18 protein-coding genes are annotated in these 21,138 nt (G+C 41.6%); 5 read left to right on the forward strand and 13 right to left on the reverse strand.

What is annotated here, in order from left to right:
• Positions 1-55 precede the first annotated feature (55 nt).
• The gene (locus OCV24_RS13710; protein WP_109376058.1) at positions 56-1,024 is read left to right on the forward strand and encodes an IS30-like element ISVa6 family transposase; all 969 of its coding nucleotides are present in this window, start codon (positions 56-58) and stop codon (positions 1,022-1,024) included.
• Here OCV24_RS13710 and OCV24_RS13715 read toward each other — a convergent pair.
• On the reverse strand, positions 956-1,606 hold the full coding sequence (locus OCV24_RS13715) for a hypothetical protein (RefSeq protein WP_244291745.1): 651 nt from the start codon (positions 1,604-1,606) through the stop codon (positions 956-958). The two genes, OCV24_RS13710 and OCV24_RS13715, sit on opposite strands and share 69 nt — an antisense overlap.
• Before the next feature lie 128 nt (positions 1,607-1,734).
• The gene (locus tag OCV24_RS13720; RefSeq protein WP_150879319.1) at positions 1,735-2,523 is read right to left on the reverse strand and encodes a hypothetical protein; all 789 of its coding nucleotides are present in this window, start codon (positions 2,521-2,523) and stop codon (positions 1,735-1,737) included.
• Between the two features lie 853 nt (positions 2,524-3,376).
• On the opposite strand from OCV24_RS13720, the gene OCV24_RS13725 reads away from it, so the two are divergent.
• Together OCV24_RS13725 and OCV24_RS13730 are read left to right on the forward strand one after the other, a co-directional pair.
• A complete protein-coding gene (locus OCV24_RS13725) occupies positions 3,377-3,721 on the forward strand; it encodes a hypothetical protein (protein WP_062854497.1) in 345 nt (114 codons plus the stop codon).
• A 109-nt stretch (positions 3,722-3,830) separates the two neighbouring features.
• Positions 3,831-5,537: an ATP-dependent nuclease gene (locus tag OCV24_RS13730; RefSeq protein ID WP_062854496.1), complete on the forward strand. Its 1,707-nt coding sequence runs from the start codon at positions 3,831-3,833 to the stop codon at positions 5,535-5,537.
• Between the two features lie 310 nt (positions 5,538-5,847).
• Here the strand turns inward: OCV24_RS13730 and OCV24_RS13735 are convergent, their stop codons facing one another.
• The 8 genes from OCV24_RS13735 to ftnA all read right to left on the reverse strand — a co-directional run bounded on the left by OCV24_RS13735 (position 5,848) and on the right by ftnA (position 14,673).
• Positions 5,848-6,165: a hypothetical protein gene (locus OCV24_RS13735; protein WP_150879318.1), complete on the reverse strand. Its 318-nt coding sequence runs from the start codon at positions 6,163-6,165 to the stop codon at positions 5,848-5,850.
• A 55-nt stretch (positions 6,166-6,220) separates the two neighbouring features.
• Positions 6,221-7,804, reverse strand: coding sequence for a TnsD family Tn7-like transposition protein (locus tag OCV24_RS13740; RefSeq protein WP_150879317.1), 1,584 nt, complete (start codon positions 7,802-7,804; stop codon positions 6,221-6,223).
• A 32-nt stretch (positions 7,805-7,836) separates the two neighbouring features.
• Positions 7,837-9,261: an ATP-binding protein gene (locus OCV24_RS13745; RefSeq protein WP_150879316.1), complete on the reverse strand. Its 1,425-nt coding sequence runs from the start codon at positions 9,259-9,261 to the stop codon at positions 7,837-7,839.
• Positions 9,261-11,396, reverse strand: a complete 2,136-nt coding sequence (locus OCV24_RS13750) for a Mu transposase C-terminal domain-containing protein (protein ID WP_150879315.1) — start codon at positions 11,394-11,396, stop codon at positions 9,261-9,263. Before OCV24_RS13750 ends, OCV24_RS13745 begins: the two co-directional genes overlap by 1 nt.
• The gene (locus OCV24_RS13755; protein WP_150879314.1) at positions 11,383-12,210 is read right to left on the reverse strand and encodes a TnsA endonuclease N-terminal domain-containing protein; all 828 of its coding nucleotides are present in this window, start codon (positions 12,208-12,210) and stop codon (positions 11,383-11,385) included. The genes OCV24_RS13750 and OCV24_RS13755 overlap by 14 nt, the downstream gene beginning before the upstream one ends.
• A gap of 131 nt (positions 12,211-12,341) precedes the next feature.
• The gene (locus tag OCV24_RS13760) at positions 12,342-13,535 is read right to left on the reverse strand and encodes a BaiN/RdsA family NAD(P)/FAD-dependent oxidoreductase (RefSeq protein ID WP_150879313.1); all 1,194 of its coding nucleotides are present in this window, start codon (positions 13,533-13,535) and stop codon (positions 12,342-12,344) included.
• A gap of 218 nt (positions 13,536-13,753) precedes the next feature.
• Complete coding sequence (gene uspB, locus OCV24_RS13765) at positions 13,754-14,077, reverse strand: universal stress protein UspB (RefSeq protein ID WP_017055567.1); 324 nt, start codon at positions 14,075-14,077, stop codon at positions 13,754-13,756.
• A 68-nt stretch (positions 14,078-14,145) separates the two neighbouring features.
• Positions 14,146-14,673 (reverse strand): non-heme ferritin, encoded by a 528-nt coding sequence (ftnA, locus tag OCV24_RS13770; RefSeq protein WP_017055566.1) that lies wholly within the window; start codon positions 14,671-14,673, stop codon positions 14,146-14,148.
• Positions 14,674-14,859: 186 nt separating this feature from the next.
• Between ftnA and uspA the strand changes: the two genes are divergently transcribed.
• On the forward strand, positions 14,860-15,294 hold the full coding sequence (gene uspA, locus OCV24_RS13775) for a universal stress protein UspA (RefSeq protein WP_017055565.1): 435 nt from the start codon (positions 14,860-14,862) through the stop codon (positions 15,292-15,294).
• A 52-nt stretch (positions 15,295-15,346) separates the two neighbouring features.
• Positions 15,347-16,225, forward strand: coding sequence for a carboxylate/amino acid/amine transporter (locus tag OCV24_RS13780; RefSeq protein WP_136979027.1), 879 nt, complete (start codon positions 15,347-15,349; stop codon positions 16,223-16,225).
• A gap of 93 nt (positions 16,226-16,318) precedes the next feature.
• On the opposite strand, the gene OCV24_RS13785 is transcribed toward OCV24_RS13780, so the two are convergent.
• The 3 genes from OCV24_RS13785 to OCV24_RS13795 form a co-directional block, all read right to left on the reverse strand.
• Entirely contained in the window at positions 16,319-16,873 is a 555-nt protein-coding gene (locus tag OCV24_RS13785; protein WP_150879312.1) for a hypothetical protein, read from the reverse strand.
• Between the two features lie 161 nt (positions 16,874-17,034).
• Positions 17,035-17,814 (reverse strand): class I SAM-dependent methyltransferase, encoded by a 780-nt coding sequence (locus tag OCV24_RS13790; RefSeq protein WP_136979031.1) that lies wholly within the window; start codon positions 17,812-17,814, stop codon positions 17,035-17,037.
• Positions 17,815-17,988: 174 nt separating this feature from the next.
• Positions 17,989-21,099 carry an EAL domain-containing protein gene (locus OCV24_RS13795; protein ID WP_150879320.1) on the reverse strand — a complete coding sequence of 1,037 codons (3,111 nt, stop codon included), beginning with the start codon at positions 21,097-21,099 and terminating at the stop codon, positions 17,989-17,991.
• Between the last annotated feature and the right edge of the window lie 39 nt (positions 21,100-21,138).

The raw sequence follows: 21,138 nt of genomic DNA on the forward strand, positions 1-21,138 counted from the left end.
AAAAACAGTGAGATGCGATAATCATGAAGTTTGCTCCCGCCAAGAAGTAAAAAACATGAGATACACGCACCTCACTGAGAACGAAAGGTATATGATTTCTGCACTCAGAAAGCAAGGAATTAGTACCGCTAAAATAGCTAAACAACTGGGGCGTCACAAAGCCACTATCTATCGAGAAATTGAACGCAACTCCCGATACAACAGACACTTTAAAAGGTACTCCTATCAGGCATGGAGAGCCCAACAAATGGCTCGCAACCGGCTGCGCCGGTCGCGCAGAAATAAGCGCTACAGCGAAATCGACTTCAGGTTACCTGAAGCCTTGCTACGACTGGATTGGAGTCCTGACCAAATCGTCGGATATCTGAGGGTAAGAGGCTATCCAACAATGAGCCACGAGCTCATTTATCAGCATGTTTGGAACGACAAAACTCTCGGTGGAACACTATGGAAACACCTACGCCAATCCACCAAGAAAAGGCGTAAAAGGTATAACTCAAAAGACAGCCGTGGACGGCTAGCTGCAAAGCGTCATATTACCGAAAGACCAGCAAATGCAGAGCATAGAAAAGAGCCTGGTCATTGGGAAATTGATACCGTCGTTGGCCGCGGAACCAAGCACTGTATCGTGACTTTAGTCGACAGAATGACAGGCTACACTTTTATTGGGCAAATGGACGATAGAACAAGCGAGTCGCTCAACGTAAGAATGAGCAAAATAATGACCCGCTCTGACTTACCTTTTAAGACGATAACTGCTGATAACGGCACTGAATTTCATGGTTACGCACAACTAGAGAAACATCATAACTGTCTGTTTTACTTTGCAAATCCATACCACTCATGGGAACGAGGTACAAATGAAAACACCAACGGCTTGATACGACAATACTTACCAAAACGAACTTCTATGTCACACGTGACACAGAAGCTCTGCAATGAAATTGCACACAAATTAAATACGCGCCCACGCAAAAGGCTTGGGTATAGGACACCAACGGAGTATATTCATGCGCATCTGTAGAAAGTGTCGCACTTCAAACTTGATACTAAGATCAATTATAGACTGATCACCACCTTGTTTTTGGTATAAGTCGATGTACCGAAATAGCCCGTTGGACGCATTTAGGGCTTGTAACCAAATTTCATTATCTTGAAGTTGGCGTCGCAACTTAGGACTCTCTTTAAGTACTGACAAGTGATATTCCCAGTCTAGCGAGTCACTTTTTAAAAGAGTGCTCAATGGAAGTTCTTTCAATCCTGCATACTCTCCTCCCATATCGTGCACCCAAAGCCATGGGTCATCACAAGTTACAACCATCTCATATAAACTTTTAAGATCTTTCTCATATGCACGGATAGCCATTAGAGTCTCAGCGCTGATTTGTTGATTTTTAATAAACTTCAAGTTTTCTAGACCAGCAAGAAACGCTAAAAATGCAAACAAAGGAGCAAGAACTCCACCAATATAACTACCAAAGCTCCCCCAATCACTCTGTTCATTTGAGAGACCTGAGTGAAACTGTATAAAAAAAGCACCTAGACTTATTACTGTAATCAAAACAGCAACCATCGTTGCTATATTGTCTCGAATTAAATTATTCAAATTACGTCCCAAAAACATGTAGCCGCGTCAGGTAGTGAGCAACGCTAGCAACTTACTTAAACTACTGCGCCGTAAATGCCAAACGTCACGAATCAATGTTAAACTGCTTGCATGATGAATTACTCACTTCACTGTGACTCTAAGCTTCTAATTTTATTATCAAGCCCATCCATTTTTTGTATTTCATTTTTCAGTTCATATTCAACTTCTTCAGGAGGAAAGCCACACAGTAGATAGGTGTTATACATGTCTTGTAACGATTTAGATTTACAATGCGAAGCGTCCTTTGCGATCTTAAGTGAAATCACCTTCATCTCATTCATAAGCGTAGAGTAAACACCTTTTTTCAGGTGATATGTTTTGTCAATAGAAATGCCCAGACTCGCACCACAAAAAAAAGCATCTGCTTTTTCCAAATCTTTGTATAAACGAGATAGTGCAACAGCATACATTGGATCTTTAAATATGGTTTCCCACAAGCTCTGAACATGATTAAAATGAGTTGTCAGCTCCTCTAAATCAAATTCATCAATCGTTGAACTTTTCTCCAAACCAGCCAAATGATTACTTATTCTAGAAACAATCACACTCAAAGCTATCAGTGAATCTAGGTATTTATCCCTTTTCATTTCTATATCTCGATTTTTACTGATTAGATATAGCTCAGAAGCTTGCTTAGACTTAAACTGAAACATGTAAATACCGACGCTAGGAAATGTCAAACCCATAATACCTAAGGGTAGTGCGCTTATTTCCAAAAAATATTTATAACCTTTCGAGTTCATAGTTAACTCTAGAGGTAGCCAAATGATTGTCCCTACAGCAAGACCAATAATTAACGGCAGGCATAAACATAACCAAAAGCTAATGTTTTTAAAGGCTGATGCTCTATGGTTTATATGAAATATTGTATTCATTGTGTTCTACTTTACTATTCATCTAACACTTATTAGTAGACTAAAGCCGCTTTTCATCCACTTATTATGAAACCTTTTTAATATCACATCAACGTATAATCAATAGGTTAATGAAAGTTAACAGAGATTAGATTTCATGATTCCTTATAATTTCAAAATGCTGTTACCCAACCCCTTTCGGATAACTTTTGATGGGGGAAATTACTAGGTTCGAAGTAAGCAAGAGCTTTTGCTCTGAATTGTTTTGGGGGCAGAACCTTCTTAGAGCCATAACATCCGTAATCACAAAAGGCAGCGTACCGATTGGAGAACACCACCTTTTAGTATGACACTTTAATACTTAGTATGAATCTTTATTACTTGGTATAAAACTTTATTCTACTCACACAGGACACCGAAACCTACGAGCTGTCAGAGAGCAATAGTTTGATCGGAAATGTACCTGTTCAAGCTACTCATAACGATACGATAGTAATCTTGCAAGGATAAATGCTGATATTAAAGCACTGGAAAGAGAGATAGCGGTGATGGCCTTTTTATCCAATCGTGGTCATCAAAGTCATGGTGATAAGAACTACTTAATTTTTGAGTACGATTAGTATAAAAGATTTGGAGCTTTAGCTCCCCTGCTCGACATGCGGAAGGGGGTAGTCAGTCACTCTTGATATCTAGCACGATTTTGCCCCAAACCTGTTTAGGACACATTTCTAGTCACTTCAGTTTGACCAAGTTTATCTAACGCCTCACTATGTATTCAGTTGAATATTAAGCTAACTTATAAGCGGACAAAAAGAGTTGGGTTCAAGTCAGGGGCGTAAGATAAGTCAACAACTAGATCTAAAGGATAATATTAATGGGCAAAGCAAAATCAGTCACAATTGCAGGGAAGCTATTTAAGAAACAAGGCGACGCTATTAGCTATTTCACCGAGCAGAAGGAAGAACAGCTATCAAGCGGATTAATTCAGGCAGGTGAGCTATATGAAGCACTCAAAGATGTATACGTAAGATACTGTGATAACTCACCAGGTTATGAGCTAAATGGTCGATTGATTACAGCTTTCAGTGTTGCCTACGAGAAACGTCAAAATAATGGTGTATGGGCATCACACCCTTGTTATAAGGTTCATTTCTCCAATGACGAGATAAGACCATTTTCAATCGTTAAAGCTGTTAGATCAGTCGCTGAAAGTGTCTAATGTGGCGATAATTTATTATTTGATACCTGAAGTCGGCTTACTGAATAGATACCCCAGCATTGGTTTAGAGTGCGGCATTTGGAAATTTTTATAGAAGCAGATAACTAATATGAAACTCACAAAAATTGAAGTGCATAATTTCCGTTCAATCAAGGATATTGCTATTGAGGTTAACCCTTATTCTTTGATTGTTGGAGAAAATAACTCAGGAAAAACAAACCTTTTGTCGGCGTTGCGCGTATTTTATGAAGAAAGTGGCTTAAAGTTCGATACTAAGAGAGATTTCCCCAAATTTTCAACTGATGATAAAGAGAGTTGGATTGAACTTTCTTTCTTAACTACACCAGAAGAACAAGACTCCCTGAAGGAAGAGTATCGTTCAGCAGATCGAGTTCTTAAGGTACGTAAATATCTTCAGTCAGAGCATGGATTAGTTCAGTCTAAACAATCAAATATTTATGCTTATGAGAACGGGCAGTTATCTAACAATTTGTTTTACGGTGCTGCTAACGTATCCACATCTAAGCTAGGTAGTGTTATCTACATACCAGCAGTTAGTAAGGTCGAAGATAGCATGAAAACTACAGGACCTTCACCATTTAGAAATATGGTTAACGTGGTGATGAAAAAGGCTATTGCTAGTAGTGAGTCATTTAAGACGTTAACAACCGCATTTAACGAATTCAATAAAGTATTTAAACAGGAAGAAATTAGCGGATTTTCAATTGATGGTGTTAAATCTGAAATAAATAGTGAATTGAAACAATGGGGTGTAGGTTTTGATATTGAAGTGTCCCCTATTAACACTGATGACCTAGTCAAGAGCTTGTTAAAGCCACATATTGAAGATAGTAACCTTGGTGAGCGAGTGGATATTTCGTCATTTGGCCAAGGTTTACAACGCCATTTGATATATACACTCATCAAGCTTTCAGCTAAATATAGTGCTAAAACCAAATCAACCAAAAAAGATTTTAACCCCGATTTTTCATTGATACTATTTGAAGAGCCTGAGGCATTTTTACATCCCGCACAGCAAGATGTGCTTTACCGAAGCTTAAATAAACTAGTTTCAGACGAGCAGCAACAAGTATTAGTTTCGACGCATTCATCAGTTTTCGTTAGCAAGTCAATCGACTCAATAAACTCTATTTCTCGACTTTTCAAAGAAACAGATTCTACAACAGCTTATCAAATAACAGAGCGTTCTCTAAAGGAAATACTATCAAACAACCTAGTTGCTGCAAGAGTTCATGGGGAAGATAAGTCTCCCGAATTTGATGAGGAAGTAAGAGCTGCTGATGAAGCGATAAAGTACTTTTTGTGGCTAGATACAGAGCGTTCAAATCTCTTCTTTGCAAGACATGTACTATTGTGTGAAGGACCATCTGAAAAAGTATTGCTTGATTGCTTAGCTGATAGTGATTGGGAGTTTTTGAGAGAACAGCGCGTATACATCTTAGATTGTGTAGGTAAATTTAATTTGCATCGATTTATGCATTTACTCAATGTATTAGGTATTAAACACTCTGTACTATTTGATGGAGATAATGACGCTGTAAATAAGTTCATTAATCATAAAGTTTGGAATGGCATCATCCAAGGAGCCAAGACACCTTGTACAACAGGATTGCATCAGTTTGAGTCTGATTTAGAAGATTTCCTCCAAATACCTAAACCTGATAAAAAACGGAGCGATTTAAAGCCTATCAACGTGTTGAAAGCACACCATGAAAATGCATTAGATGCAGGCAGACTAAGTATGCTTAAAGAGGTTATTAGAGATTTAGTCAGTTCTGAGACTGACCACACGTGATGTTACACGGAATGCATACCAACGGCACATTAGAAAAGCCTTCAATGTGGATTCGCCTGAACGTAGTTTTTTCGAAGCCAATGGCTTAAGGGACAATCTTAACTCATTTCTGTCCAGAAGTGTGTTTGAATGGAGTAGTTCAATCTGTGGAAACTCAGACAATGAGTATGATACACCAATTATTTATTATAAAAACTGAGCAAACAATGATCAGTTCCTAAAAATGTAGAAAAGCACGCCTTCCTGCTCAGCATTATTCGAAGTAACCAATTGGGTTAACGTAAGGTCCCAGCCTAGAAAGCCAACATTTTCACCTTACGAGCAAACTCTCGATGTTTTGGTGAACATCTTCCAGGTCTGATAAGCGTCCCGATACAATTATACTAAGAGGAGTTCTTTGGGAAAAAAAATCGTTGCCGTTTTTGCTACCCATGAAATTATTAATATTCTTCGGATTGCTGAATATTTGTCGAAGAGATGCATGTATGTTGAGGATATGACTCACTCTTGTAGCAGCCTCCAAGTCATCATCGCCCAATATCACATCAATTTCCTCCTGACTCGCTCCCCACTGTTCTAGTAGCCTTCTGGCAACTTTCACCCCAACATCTAATTGTTTGCAGCTCATACACTCTCCTTATGAAACATATGAAATTGAATTAAAGATTTAGCCATGCACTTCCCTACTCGTCTTCATGGCTTTCATTTTGCTGCCTATGTGTCCTTAAAAGCTTCATAGTTATTGGTAGTTTATGTTGTTTTGAAGTTAGCCATCCATGCCCCCCTAACCTGCGGTCTAACTCTGCATAAGTCAAAGCCCTTCCATTTTCAAATATCCACTCGGACACTTTCTGAAAAATCTCTTTGTCTCTAGCCACCCAATCCACCCGATCAATATGGTACGCTCTCTGAGGAATCGGAAGAACTAATTCAAGCCACTCAGGATCATGCTGATAAAGCCAATAAAATGCAGCTTCGCAATTCTTCTTTACTTCTTGCCGGCATGAATTTGGATAGACCTTCACGAACTTAAAAATCGAATATTTGTACTTTCGCTTGAGCGATTCTCTCTTGCACTTTCTGCGCCACTCAACCAACCCATAGGTTGTTGATATAATTAATTCAATACTGCCTATCGACACACCAAACCTTTTAGCAATCACATTGCGATGAAAGCCCTTATAAGCCAACCTTACGATGGATTCTTTTAGTCTGTCTGTAATCTTTTTTGGTTTTAAATTGACTGGGATCTTAAACTTCAAGGCGATAGTTTTAACGTAGCATCTACTTTTCCCAATTTCTCGGCTTACTGCAGCCATGGATAACCCTGATTTTAATAGCTCACAACAACACTCCTCATACTCAAGTTCTTTAGAGGGGGGAGGGCTTACATTGTTATGAAAGATCTTATCAGACAAACATTGAGACAAATAAAACTCCAACAAGAGGTGCTTGAATGGATGTTGTGGGTGTTGACCTAAAAGCAAAGATGAGAAGTATCGAAAGTCAGTTCGAGAGCGAGGATATAGATAAGATGGACGCGGTGACAATTGCGCTGATACTTCAAACATCCCCAACGCAAGTGCTTTTCTTTTAACCCGACCAGCGTTGGTCAAGCCCCCTTTCCCTTTTAACTCTCGTCGATACAAGTCAGAAAACACTTCCTTTGTACTTCGTTCATTACGAATTACGTTCAACTTTAGCTCTGTATATTCGGCAAATTTCATCGCCAAACTTCCACAGCTTTCTGACTGAACACAAGGATTCGGGAGAAAGTGGCTATCCGTATGAGAACGACTAGGAAGTTCACTCTGAACTAACCAAGTATTGTGCTTTGAGCATGCCCATAGACCAGGGATTTGATGTGTACAGTGCCAATAAGCAACACCATAGTTACGCATATCTTCTTGTGCACACTCGGGGCAATATTTTGCGACTAAATGCTCTCTTTCTCGAAAAGCTGATAGCTGACAAGCCCTTATTAAATCATTAGAGCTAGCAAAGTCATCATTAATTCCAGTGCTATATCGAGGCAAATAATAAGCAAATAAGGGACGTAATGTCTGATACCTCAGCAAGCTCCCCGTCGATTCCTCAGTAAATCGACTAAGATTAGCTAAATGAGCAGTCAGGTAAGGATGAACAGCTGCTCTTCCATCCCCCAGTAAGCGCTGTAAGGACTGATTACGTGACGTACCCGAGAGCGCTAAGTAACGACATATTCGACTAAATAGAGATTCATCAGGAAGCACTTGAGGCAGCGACATAACCAACCCCTTTTTAAAGAGTGATAACTAACTCAACTATAGGACAACTCCAACAAAGGATCGTCTAACAGGACTTTACGAGATCTTAAATAACGTATAGGTTCATCCATACTAGCCGCTTGCTGAAATAAGTTCGGGTTGTCAATTCGGCTTAATAAGTCAACTGCACCTACAAGCTCTATGAGTTGCGCTGAAAACTCTGGGTGCTGAGGTTTTGTGATATCACCCGTTTTATCGATGTTTATTGCAGCGACTTTCCCGTCTTGCTTAATTCGTCGTTGCTTACCGCTAGGCAAAGCAACTGTACTTTTTAGCTTGTGAACTTCGGCTGTTTGTCGTGATAACCCACACGCAACGGCATTACCCGATTCAAGTGTAGCAACAGTGATTCTTTCATCATCACTTCCAATAACCAACCGCTGAGCCTCTCGATATGTACGACTTGCCATATCAATATTACCAACCGAAAGTTTGTGAAGCGTATCATTTAGTTCGTCATTCAGCTCTGTATATACATTGGTCCATTGGTAATTCCAAAGCTGTCCTATGAAAGCCTTCCAAGAGTCACTCTCCTTCTCAAGGGCTGACATAGTGTGATGATAACCACTTTCAGCACGCCTGGCCGCTTTTAGCTCTTTGATTAATGTCTGGTCAAATGGTGGATTTGCCACAAAGAATAAAGGGATCCCTAATTTATTTACCAATCTGTGTAAGAATTTAAGAAGGTTATTTTCACCTCCAGTGCGTTTGAACTGAAGGTTTTGCATCTCATCAATGACTAACATCCCAAGAAAGCTTGATTTAATGCATTGCTCCATCTGACGAACAAGAGCTCCAATCGTCCCTGCTGGCTTAGTTTTCTCTCGGTCCAGAGCAAGATCTAAAGAAGATAATATTTCTTCGCATAAATCCCTTACACTTGAGTTACTAGGACAATCAACCTTAATCCAAACCACTTGCTTTCTCAGTCCTAGCGTCTGACCATGATATCGATCGTGTTCAATAACATTTGGAAAGTAACCCAAGACTTGCTCAATCATGGATGTCTTGCCGACACCACTTTCACCGATCAGAGTCAATCCATCACCTTTAGGTTGAAAAAAACCAGTTAGTGGTTCGACATCTGGCCTTTCATCTACCAAGTAGTGTAAATATTGTGCAGTTGTAGGTTTGAGTGGGTTCTTAACTGAGTATCCCTTTTTGATTGCTCTTTCTACCGCTCTAAAGCAAGCTTGATAAGCAGTTAGAGGCTGTCTAAGCTCTTCAATTCGATTTAAGTACTCTTCTCGAACTAAAGGATCTGGATCATCTGCAATATCTTCGGCATAACCTGGATAGTTACTAAATTCCTCCATTACGTCTTCCCAACGTCTCTTTGGTCGAAGAGCTTCTATTAATGGGTTTCCTTTATGCTCAGGTAGGATTGCATCATGATAGATTGCCCTCTCCACTCTCATTACTTGCCTCCTTTGGTTCTTCTTTTTCTCCCCTTTGGTAGCGGAATAACCTTGCTACCTGTATGTGGAGCTTCTGAGACTTCAATTAAGGCTGAATTATCGCTCTCAGAGGTAAGCACATTCGTTGTTGCAGAAAGTTCATCCTTACGATGCTGACGGACATTTGTTGTTTTATCTGCAAACGTCATTTTTTCAGAGTTTTTATTTCGCGTCTTCGCATCGCGCGTCACTTGCTGTCGGTGCTTATGATCGTCGATTGAAGCTACGCTTATAGGAGCTAATTCTTTTTTTGAATCAAGCCAATCCTGTATAAAATCTGATTCAAATATGGATTTATTGCTAAACATACGACTACGAGGCAAAAGTTCGCAACGGATAAAACCTTTATTTTTATCTAGCCGTACATAAATGTGGTTTGTCGTATTTTCATCAACTCGAGCTTCTAAACGCCATTGACCAGACGACCTTGCTACAGATGCCAAATCACGCTCTTCAAGTTCTGAGCAAGAGTAATACAACCCATTAAAGTGAATCCCACTTCGCGTCATACTGACTTCAGCCGGAGGGAGTAAACGAGCTATCACTTCACCTGGGCTTGCTGCCTGCAGCTCATGTTTGTGCTTAGCAACGTGAATTTTCCAATAATTTAGTGGGGTAGGCGATAAGTCGTTCTCAACCAATAGTGGGCTAGAAAAGGCTAAGTCACCTAGAGTCGAGCGATTATGCTCTCGAACGGCTTTTATTATTTCAGTAGTAACTTCTTTTAATGTATAGATCGCATCCTTTCTCGGATCTCGATTACCTCTGACAACCTTTCCACCTCTCGTCGTTCCTAAGAACTCATGAACTACTTCTTTATTTAAAATATCGAAACGTTTCTCAACCACACCTTTGCAATCAGGCCTATAAGGAGGAGCAAAGGACAACTTAGTCATAGGAGTAAGAGCTTTCTGAGGTTTCAAACCAATCATCTCCCCATTATCACAGACAAGTTCTTTCGGAATATGTGCACACGGCCATTCAGACTCTTCGATATCCACACCGAATTCTCTACAATAATTAGACTTAGGTAGAAAGCAATTCACTAATGCCTGCCTCGCAGCACGCCATGAAGCATGGAAGAGTGATACATGCATACCTACGATCATTCTACTAGCTCTATCCACTACAATATAAATAGTTGGTCGCCCTAACACATGTTGAGAACCAAACTCAGAAACAATGTGCACATCTGCAACGGTAGCATCAATTTCAAAGTGAGTCCCAGGTAAGTAGCTATCCTGAATAACACTTCCTAATAAGCCCCTTTTATTTCTCAAATAGTCATTTTCAGTCGTTCTACTCTTAATAATCTCTTCTTTATCAAATAGTTTTTTTCTCCAGTAACTAAACTGTTTGAGTGTCGGTACAATTGGCGGCCTTCCACATGCATCAGCAAAACGCACTTCATCAGAATAACTATCTGCTAGCATTTTTTTATATGTTTTTGCCAAAGTAAGACCAGATTCTTTCAAATAGTACTTTTTAAGCGCTTTCTTAAACTTATCTTTATCAACATCAGAAACGATGTATTTAGTTGCTCTTTCTACTGCAACCGTCCTAGGTTTCTTTGGGGCTCCGAGTGGCTTGTTCGTCGGCTTTCTATCCTTACCCAAACCACCACTTTGTGAAAAAGCGGGAAGCAGAGCCATTTTGTCCTGACCATAACGCCAAAATAGAGTCAGTAGTCGAGCTAAAGCTTTACGATCTATTCCGATTTCCCGAGCGAATTCTGCGAGCTGAGGGACACGCTTTTTTGTTGCGTAGTCAAAAACAAAAGATCTATCAAAAGCAATATCTTTGACCATTTCATAGTTTTTATCTCTACGAACGATGTGTTCTTGAGGAATGCTCTCTTCAGATACCAGAAGAAAACTAGGTAAGATAAACCGCGATTTTTTAACTTTTTGACATTTTACTTGCTCACAAAATGCCTCGACCGATACAGCAACAGGTCGTACTGTTGTTGAAGTTTTATTGAGAGGAAATAGCACCACGGACTCAACATCACGCATGATATCCAAGACTCGATACAAATTATCTTCAGCTAAATCAGAGCCCTTAAACTCCCAAACACTATTTTTAGGAAGCTCCATATATTCCTCCCCTCTTATCCATCAACACTCTTTTAACATCTAATACACCTGACTCTGGAATATTAATAGACAAATCCACATCAATGAATTTTTCTGCTATGAGGTAGCGAATCAGCAACAAGGCATCATTATTGGAAGCAATACTCATCGAAACAAATCGACTATGAATATCTTCAATAAAACATTGACCTAACCGAATAATAGATAGTGCGCAGTCGACCTGCTCATTAGAAAAAAGAACAGGATTTTCGCGGAAAGGAGAAGTGACCCAATCGAGGTTACGACTCTGAGTTTTTGTCAAATCATTGCCAGTAAAATAGCTAAATTTAACTCCAAGAAGATCCCAACAAACTCGCTCAATATCAATTTTTTCGAGTACACGTAGGTTGTCTGACTCATCTTCAGGTTTCACAGAAACTGCGTGATATGAGTTACCTTGAAGAGAGCTCACCGTGAGCAACTGATCAGTCGTCATGATGATAGGTTCTTTCGTTTGAGGATGTGCTGGATGCTCTACACCCAGTATGCTAGCTACTTTTTGTGTGTAGTTGAGAGGCAAGATTGGGAACTGCTCTCGGATATCAATAACGCTATCCGAGAACTCCGCTAGATAAAAAAACTCACTTTCGATTGAAGACATCATATGGTGGTGTCTTTGAGATTTCCTACCGTAGATTAACGAACGAGTACCTTTGGATTTTACATCTTGAATTCGAAGCCAAGGCTTATACTCGGAGCCTTGGCCTATTCCATACCTATTCTTCAGCGCCCGTTGATAGTCTTTCAACGACTCTAATTTTCGTCCACGTCCCATGATTAATCCAATAAGGCTTACCTCTGTAAAGAATAGGTTAGTTCTCCTTACGGGCAAACTTTATTGTCTGAAAATGCTCTTGCGGGCAAACTTTAGTGCTTACGGGCGAACTTTATTGTCTCTACACATAACTAAACCCACTGCCCTGCGGCAAAGCCAGAACTCCAACACCATTGGAAGTTGTAGCCACCCAGCCAGCCAGTTACATCCATCACTTCACCGATAAAGTAGAGGCCAGAGACACTCTTACACTCCATGGTTTTTGAAGATAGGTGATTGGTGTCTACACCGCCTAGAGTCACTTCGGCCGTGCGGTATCCTTCGGTGCCGTTTGGCGCAATTTTCCAGTTTTCTAGATGTTCTACAACGCCATTCAATTGCTTTTCATTAAACTGTTTAAGTGGCTTGTCTTCCAGCTCTTTACGATCAATCAGTACTTCAATAAAACGCTTTGGCAATACTTTCGCCAAGGTGTTTTTCAGGCTCTGGTTTGGGTGTTTCTCGCGAGAGTTTTCAAGTAGCTCCGCAACATCCACTTCGGGTACTAGGTTGATAGAGACCGATTGGCCCGCTTTCCAGAATGAAGAGATTTGCAGTACTGACGGACCAGATAAGCCGCGGTGTGTAAACAGCAGCGCTTCTTTGAATACAGTGCCGTCTTGAGCGGTGATCTCAGCAGGGATGGCGATACCAGAAAGCTCAGCGAAGGCTTCTTTGTCTTCTTTATGCAAAGTAAATGGCACCAAACCTGCGGTAGTCGGCAACACAGACAAACCAAACTGCTCGGCAATCTTATAGCCAAATGGCGTTGCGCCGAGCTTAGGCATCGACAAACCACCTGTCGCGACAACCAATGAGTCACACTCAACTTCGTCGGTGTTGAGGTGCATCTTAAAGCCAGTATCTGTTTTTTCGATGGAGTGAACATCACAACGGTAGCGTTGTTCAACTTTCGCCTGCTTACACTCTTCAAGCAACATGCTCACGATGTCTTTTGCGGTGTGGTCATTCACACAGAACAATTGGCCGTGAGCACGCTCTTCGAACTCAATGCCGTACTTGCTCACCATCGAGATAAAATCCCAGTTGGTGTATTGAGACAGCGCTGACTTCACGAAGTGAGGGTTGTTACACAGGAAGTTGTTTGCTGAAACATCATAATTAGTGAAGTTACAACGGCCGCCACCTGAGATTAAAATTTTTCTGCCTGGTTTCTTTGCATGATCAACCACCAGCACTCGTCGGCCGCGTTTACCAGCTTCCGCAGCACACATTAAGCCCGCGGCGCCCGCACCAATTACGATTACATCAAATTTTTCACTCATTGTGGTTCTGCTTTTCTTCACTTTTGCAGCCCGAGTACGCCCTGTTCTCGAAATGCGGTCAATAAAAAAGGATGTGCATAAACAGCACATCCTTACTTGTTGCTCGCTATTTTAGCGGCAATTTTCAACTTTGCAATTGATGTTCAATTGTACAAATCGCAAGCATCAATATGTTCACTGATTGGATACGAGACCTACAACCAAAACCCAGATCACGCTTAAACGATGAACGAAGATAGTAACGTTACACCCAGCAAAGAGACAGAAAGTATAAATAGCTGCCTCACTCGATCACATTTCGATGTGAAAACTTCATCATGGTGATGATGATATTCTTTGCTTTTTATGTAACTAAACAAGCGAACCTGTTTGGTCATATTGCCATGGGTTGTGAAAAAACCGCCTCCGTCTACTTGTTGATAAAGCAAAGGGTGCGCTTCTCGCATAATATAAATGAGTGTTCGTAGCGCAGTAAAATAACGCAACCAGTTCACACATGTCACAACCATTAGTGCAAATAGAATAGTGTCGCCGCTGATCATCCTTTCCTCCCTACATCTTCATCAGAAAACTCGGAAGAAAAAGATAATCAGTGTCTTTCTCTTACTACCTAAACAGCAGGAGTTTCCATAATTGAAGATGAACCATCTTTTGCCAATTGCGCTAAGTCTTTATCAATAAAGAACAGTGCTTTACCGTCTTCACCAACAAGTTCTAGCTTATCTAATACACCTTTAAATAATTTTTCTTCTTCGTGTTGCTCTGCAACGTACCATTGCAAGAAGTTAAAGGTTGAGTAATCTTGTGTGCTAAAAGCGACGTGAGCGAGTTTGTTGATTTTTTGAGTAATCATTTGCTCATGTTCATAAGTTTCACGGAACACTGCACCAAGGCTATCAAATTCATGTTTTGGCGCTTCAATCGCACCTAGAATTGGCATCGCACCCGTTTCACTTACGTAAGTGAAAAGACGTTGCATGTGTCCCATTTCTTCTACTGCATGAACACGCAGAAACTCTGCTGCACCTTCAAATCCTTTGTCTTCACACCAAGCACTCATTTGTAAGTATAGATTGGATGAGAAAAATTCGAGGTTAATTTGATCGTTCAGTTGCTCAACCATTGTTTTAGACAGCATTTCGGTCTCCTAATTACATCCGTTATTTTCTCTATCATATCACTATTTAATGAATATCTCGCAGGCCATTAGTTAACCAATACTTACCTCTTACTACGCAAGACGATGGATATGAGATCACTCTGGCAAAAAAAGGTATCACATAGTGCTAATCTTTAACTAGACAATGAATAGGGAGGTAGCGATATGAGTTACAAACATATTTTGGTTGCGGTCGATTTATCTGAAGACAGTAAACGACTCGTCGATAAAGCGGTTGTATTGGCTAAACCATTGGGTGCAAAAGTCTCTTTTATCCACATCGATATTAATTATGCCGAGCTTTATACTGGGCTGATTGATATCAACATGGCAGAAACTCAGCACAATGCGATGGAAGCATCACGAGTTCAATTACAAAGTTTTGCTGAACACGCTCAGTACCCAATCGCTCATACTTTAGTAGGCAGCGGTGACTTGAGTCATGAACTGTGTGACACCATCAACGAGTTTAATGTTGATCTAGTGGTCTGCGGACATCACCAAGATTTTTGGAGCAAGCTGCTTTCTTCAACACGACAACTGATCAACGCATCACCGGTTGATATGCTGGTCGTGCCTCTAAGAGATTCAGAAGACTAATGATTTAAGGTTAGGTAACATACAGCTCATATCTTATTAACGAAGTTTTTGTATGAGCTATTTAGCTGGTGTTACCCTCCTGTGGGCCTTCTCATTTAGCCTGATTGGCGTCTACCTTGCTGGTCAGGTTGATTCTTGGTTTTCTGTTTTAATGCGCGTCGCCCTTGCTGGCATCGTATTTATTCCTTTCCTTAAGTTCCGTGGCGTCTCGCGTAAGTTGATCGCTAAATTGATGGCAATTGGTGGTATCCAGCTTGGTCTGATGTACTGCTTCTACTATCAATCTTTCTTGCTACTATCTGTGCCTGAAGTCCTTTTGTTTACGGTTTTCACGCCGATTTACGTCACACTTATTTATGACTTCCTAAAAGGGCAGTTTTCACCGTGGTATTTGGTAACAGCAGCGACGGCAGTGCTTGGAGCCATTTTTATTAAGTTTGCAGGGATCAACGACAATTTTTTAGTCGGTTTCTTAGTCGTGCAAGGCGCTAACCTGTGCTTTGCTATCGGACAAGTAGGCTATAAAGTGGTGATGGAGAAGGAATCGACTGAACTACCGCAAAGAACGGTCTTTGGTTACTTTTACTTAGGTGCGTTATGCGTCGCTTCGGTTGCTTTCATGCTACTGGGCAACGCTGAGAAGTTGCCAACGACCACACTTCAATGGGGAATCCTGATTTACCTAGGCTTGATAGCCTCGGGGCTGGGTTACTTTATGTGGAATAAAGGCGCATGTATGGTGAATGCAGGCGCACTGGCCGTAATGAATAATGCCTTAGTTCCAACCGGCCTTGTAGTGAACATCCTGATTTGGAATAGGGATGTTGACCTGGTTCGACTTGCCATTGGTGGCTGCGTTATCTTGTTTTCTCTATTCCTCAATGAGACCTGGGTGAAGAAGCGCGCAGCGAGATCCGCAAGCAACGTTTAACCGAACGATTGGATTGAACAGATTGTGGCTACCCCAGAAAGCAAAAGAGCGACCTAAGGTCGCTCTTTTTAAATAAACTTATCATCTTCAGTATTAGTGAATATGGTTTGCTACCAACGATTGGCTTTCTGTGAAAACAACGTCATCAAGTTGTAGGTTGATGCGTTCCAGTTTGCTTTCCATCTTCTGACTTTTCTTAAACAGCTTTTGCTGCTTCTTAATCATCTTCGCCAATTTCTTATTGTACTTCTCTTGCTTCTTCGCGGCTTTTTTCGCTCGCTTAAGCTCTTTTTTCTGACCGTTGCTCGCCATGATTTTTTTCAGCTTGGCTTTTTTCAATGATGGTTTCTTAGCAACGCTAGGATCAAACATTTGTACGGCAGAATCAGGCGAATCTACAACCTCAACAAGCGTTATTTCAGGCTTAGGCAGCGTTTCAGCTAACAGGCCACACACCACTTTCTCTTCGATGGGTTTGCTTTGACAACCAAGCGGTGGAATTGCAGTCGGTTTGCATAGGTTCGCTTGATCTGCCGAAGAACGCGCACAAGAACGACACACAAACTTGGGTTCAGTGACCAAGCTGTGGATCTCACCTAGATGTTCGGTAATATCTCGACGGTTTAACTTACAAAAGCGTTTAGCCATGCTACAACTCCAGCTAAGAATAATAATGATTCTTAGTTAGATATACATCCGTAACGCGACTATCGCAAGTGTTAAATGGTGATTTATCGTATTTATGACGGGGAATTTTCTTAGCATGTCGCTAAGTTATTGATGCTTTAACTGAGTAATTGATACTTTACCTAGGTCATTGATGCTTTCACATACACATCAAAACGGTTCTTTTTGGTTTCGATCGCCATGCTTGGTTTTTGCTCGTCTAACCATGCGGCGTAATCCGGCCTTTTAACCACAACGCGTTTTGATGCGAGCTTAAGAGCAGGTTGTAATAAAGCATCAGCATCCATATCAGCGCCGACCAAAGATTGGAATACGCGCATCTCTTTTTTAACCAAAGCCGATTTCTTTTTGTTTTCAGGGTGTGGGTACATAGGGTCGAGGTAAACCACATCTGGCTGCTTGAAATTAGGATCATCACAGAGCTTATTTAAGGCGTCATGGCTTGAAGCGTGAATCAACGTCATACGTTCGCTTACCCAACCACCAATATCCGGATCTTGCTGCGCGCGTTGTAAGCCATCATCAAGCAACGCGGCCACGACAGGATGACGCTCTACCATTTGCACTTTACAGCCCAACGAGGCCAACACAAACGCGTCACGTCCTAAACCGGCCGTGCCATCGAGGATAGTCGGTGTTGCTCCTTTGTTTAAACCTGCCGCCTTGGCAATCGCCTGGCCTTTACCGCCCCCAAACTTACGTCTGTGACCAACGGCACCTCCTACTAAATCCACAAAGATAGCGCCCAACTTCGGTTCGTTTACTTTGCGTAACTCAAGTCGCTCGCTCGTTAATACCAACGCAAAATCGCTGCTTTCATCATGAGATAAGTTCCAGCGGGTCGCTAAGTCATTCAAATGATCGATTTGGGTAGCATCTTCGCAAATCAGTTGTAGTTGCAAGGTCGTCTCCAACAGACTGTAGTATTCAAATAAAAGAGGCAACCAGTTTACCTGATTGCCTCAACAATACATATTAACGGTGTAAAAAGGATGAATACGTAGAAACGATGAGTAAGGAAAAACACTCATGATGCTTAGCGTTCATCACAAAGCTATATTCACTAAGTCCAAATGTTATAGAAAGCGCTCTTGCTGTAACTCTTCGACTAATTCTTCAAGCGGCTTAGGCTTACCTATGATGTAACCCTGCGCATAGTTAACACCAAGCTCGAGCAGTTTGTCGATCACCTGAGTGTTTTCAACAAATTCAGCCACCGTATATTTGCCCATCTGCTTAGCTAGGTCGTTGATAGAACGAACCATCACGTGGTCCATCTCGTTGACATCAATATCACGTACAAACAAACCATCGATTTTCACAATATCGACCGGTAGCTTCTTCAGATACCCAAACGACGATAACCCTGAACCGAAATCATCCAGTGCAATCATACAGCCCAGCTCTTTAATTCTCGTAAAGAACTTGATCGCCTGTTTCATGTTACTCATTGAGGCCGTTTCAGTGATCTCTAAACAAATTTTATGGCTCGGTATTGACGAGTTTTTGAGGTTATCAATCAAGAACTCGACAAACTCTCGATTACCCATCGAATGACCAGACAAATTGATTGAGCACATTCCAAGCTCATCAATAACCTGGGGCCGTTGCTCCAACCAACTCAATGTCAGGCTTACCACTTTTCGGTCAATCAGGTGTGCAATGTTGTATCGCTCTGAAGCGGGCATGAAGATACCCGGAGAGATGTACTCCCCATCAACATTCTTAATCCGAACCAAGATCTCGAAATGCATTTTCTCGCAATCTATATCTAAGCCTAGAATACGCTGTGCAAATAGCTCTAAGCGATCATTGGCCAATGCTTCATGCACCAAGTTCACGCTCTCCATCTCCAAATGACGGCGACGTAGGTCTTCATCATCTTGATGATAAAGGTGGTAGCGGTTACGTCCCTCCTCTTTGGCCACATGACAAGCAGCATCAGCCTGAGCATGCACCATCTGCGGTGAGGAGGCAGTATGGTCAATCAATCGAAGACCGATAGAGCAAGTGAGGTTGAGGCGAATATCCCTCCACACAAATGAATTTTCACTCATCATAGAGATAATGCTACGACACACATTGAGCGCATCTCGCTCGGTGCAGTCTTTGATTAACACAGCAAATTCGTCACCACCCATGCGCGCCAATAACGCATTATAGGGCAGCACATCTTCTAACAGTTTTGCACTAAACAAGATCGCAGCATCGCCCGCTTCATGCCCTGCGGTATCATTCAACACCTTCAGTTGGTCTAAATCTAGGAACAACATCGCATGAGTTCGCATGTGGCTTTCGACCTCTTTAAGCGCCTTTTTCAGCTCTTGCTCAAAGTGGTTGCGGTTAAAAGTGTCAGTCAACAAGTCGTACTGTGCTTGATACTCTAACTTTTCTGACAGCTCGTGTGTTTCAGTAATGTCTTCACCCACAATCAACAGCTGATCAGACTCCACCAACGGGCGAATATTTTCTCTAATCCAGATTGCACTGCCATCTGCATGACGATATTCAATATCACGACGCCACACACCGCGGATTTTATGCTGCGGTTGCAACAAGATATTACGTGGAGTCATCGCATTCTCATCAACGTAGAACTCTCGAGGGCGATGGCCCAATAACTGTTTCAATGAATAACCCAACAACTTTTCAGCAAACTGATTCACTTGTTGGATGCGGTTGTGACCATCCAGCGTAATCATCATTACCGGTTGTTTGTCATAATACAGCTTTAGGTTTGCTTCACGCTGGAACAGCTTATTCTCAACAAGCTTACCCGACGTAACGTCACGAGCTTCAAATAAGAACTGAATATCATCCCCTTCGCTTATCGGCATTGGCTTTAATGAGATGTCCAATACCATTGCGCCACGATCACGACACCACACTTCGGCTTCAAATCGCAAAGCCTGATGTTCGTCTTTAGAGATAAAATATTCCTTTAGCCGCTGCTTTGCAGAATCTTCCCAGTGTTGATGGTTTTGAAGAGGCGTCCCCAATTTATAGCCTTGGTTGTAAAGAAGTTCATGCAATTTACTATTACTAGACAACAGCACACCAGCCTCATCGATAATCCCCATAAACTGTAAACTCTGGTCGAATATCGACTCAAGTAGCCGTTGGCTCTGACGGCTCGTTCTCTCACTTTTCTTGAGACGATTAAGGTAATAAACCAAGATCGCGATGACGCTCGACATCGTTAGGAACAGCAAACCTATGGTCTGAATTTCATCGCGGTAACGAGTCAGGAATGGTTTGGGCTTATTGAAGAAGGACACCGAGGCTTCATTCTCAGCACCCAAATTCCAGCGTGAGATTTGTTGGTAATCAAGTTTGATTTCTGGGGCGCCAGCAACCACTTTCGGCAAAGGTTGATCCGGGTTATCGAGCACATTCAGCAACACTTGCCCCGTACCTCGCCCTTGTGTCTTACCACGGTGAATGACACCGCCAATAGCACCATACCCAAGCCCCAAATCATGCACGATATACAATGGTATCTGAGCTTTTTTGTTAAGCTGGCGCCAGTCCTCATTACTGCTGACTCGGCCGTTGATATCTCGGTAGTAAGCCCAAAACAGCAGGCTTTTTGTAATATCAGCGCGTTGAGCGAACGTCATCAGTTCTTGATAAGAGTCGGGCTTATATTGCTCTACCAACCTAGAAAACTCAGGACGCTTTTCTAGGAATAGATCCACTTGAGCGCGAATAGCTTCACCCGTTACCGAATGATCAGTGACCACATATATTTTTTCCACTGTCGATTGAAGTCGCTTGATCAGCTCTACATTGCTTGCTATATCAATATCTTCGGTGATACCCGTCGCATTCAAACCTTCTATCATTTGTGGAGAGAAGTTGTTGATGCCACCAAAAATAACAGGCGTGCCATTGAGCTCAGGCGCTAAGCGCTTCATCAGGTTAAGGGCGTTGTTATCACTGACCACCACAGCGGTAAACTCTTCATGCGACAACTTGGTACGGTATAGCTGATAAATTCGCTCTAAGTATTCCGTGTTTTGAGTACGCTTGCTATCGAGATAAACGACACGATAAGACAGGCCGTCACGGTCGAGTTCTTCAGCCAACCCTTCATGGAAATCATCTGTCCAGACAAAACCTTGATGATAAGAGTGAATGACCAATACATCTTTTGTCTGTGCTGAAGTAAAAACACTCCAACACATCAAAACTAATAACAACGAAAATCGCACTGTATTCACCCT

This window comes from Vibrio kanaloae (assembly GCF_024347535.1).
In the GTDB taxonomy this organism is placed as follows: domain Bacteria; phylum Pseudomonadota; class Gammaproteobacteria; order Enterobacterales; family Vibrionaceae; genus Vibrio; species Vibrio kanaloae.

Excerpts from the sequence above, each read along its gene's own strand:
- OCV24_RS13710 (WP_109376058.1), top strand. The coding sequence starts at position 56 with ATGAGATACACGCACCTCACTGAGAACGAAAGGTATATGATTTCTGCA.
- OCV24_RS13720 (WP_150879319.1), bottom strand. The coding sequence starts at position 2,523 with ATGAATACAATATTTCATATAAACCATAGAGCATCAGCCTTTAAAAAC.
- OCV24_RS13725 (WP_062854497.1), top strand. The coding sequence starts at position 3,377 with ATGGGCAAAGCAAAATCAGTCACAATTGCAGGGAAGCTATTTAAGAAA.
- OCV24_RS13730 (WP_062854496.1), top strand. The coding sequence starts at position 3,831 with ATGAAACTCACAAAAATTGAAGTGCATAATTTCCGTTCAATCAAGGAT.
- OCV24_RS13735 (WP_150879318.1), bottom strand. The coding sequence starts at position 6,165 with ATGAGCTGCAAACAATTAGATGTTGGGGTGAAAGTTGCCAGAAGGCTA.
- OCV24_RS13740 (WP_150879317.1), bottom strand. The coding sequence starts at position 7,804 with ATGTCGCTGCCTCAAGTGCTTCCTGATGAATCTCTATTTAGTCGAATA.
- OCV24_RS13745 (WP_150879316.1), bottom strand. The coding sequence starts at position 9,261 with ATGAGAGTGGAGAGGGCAATCTATCATGATGCAATCCTACCTGAGCAT.
- OCV24_RS13750 (WP_150879315.1), bottom strand. The coding sequence starts at position 11,396 with ATGGAGCTTCCTAAAAATAGTGTTTGGGAGTTTAAGGGCTCTGATTTA.
- OCV24_RS13755 (WP_150879314.1), bottom strand. The coding sequence starts at position 12,210 with ATGGGACGTGGACGAAAATTAGAGTCGTTGAAAGACTATCAACGGGCG.
- OCV24_RS13760 (WP_150879313.1), bottom strand. The coding sequence starts at position 13,535 with ATGAGTGAAAAATTTGATGTAATCGTAATTGGTGCGGGCGCCGCGGGC.
- uspB (WP_017055567.1), bottom strand. The coding sequence starts at position 14,077 with ATGATCAGCGGCGACACTATTCTATTTGCACTAATGGTTGTGACATGT.
- ftnA (WP_017055566.1), bottom strand. The coding sequence starts at position 14,673 with ATGCTGTCTAAAACAATGGTTGAGCAACTGAACGATCAAATTAACCTC.
- uspA (WP_017055565.1), top strand. The coding sequence starts at position 14,860 with ATGAGTTACAAACATATTTTGGTTGCGGTCGATTTATCTGAAGACAGT.
- OCV24_RS13780 (WP_136979027.1), top strand. The coding sequence starts at position 15,347 with ATGAGCTATTTAGCTGGTGTTACCCTCCTGTGGGCCTTCTCATTTAGC.
- OCV24_RS13785 (WP_150879312.1), bottom strand. The coding sequence starts at position 16,873 with ATGGCTAAACGCTTTTGTAAGTTAAACCGTCGAGATATTACCGAACAT.
- OCV24_RS13795 (WP_150879320.1), bottom strand. The coding sequence starts at position 21,099 with ATGTGTTGGAGTGTTTTTACTTCAGCACAGACAAAAGATGTATTGGTC.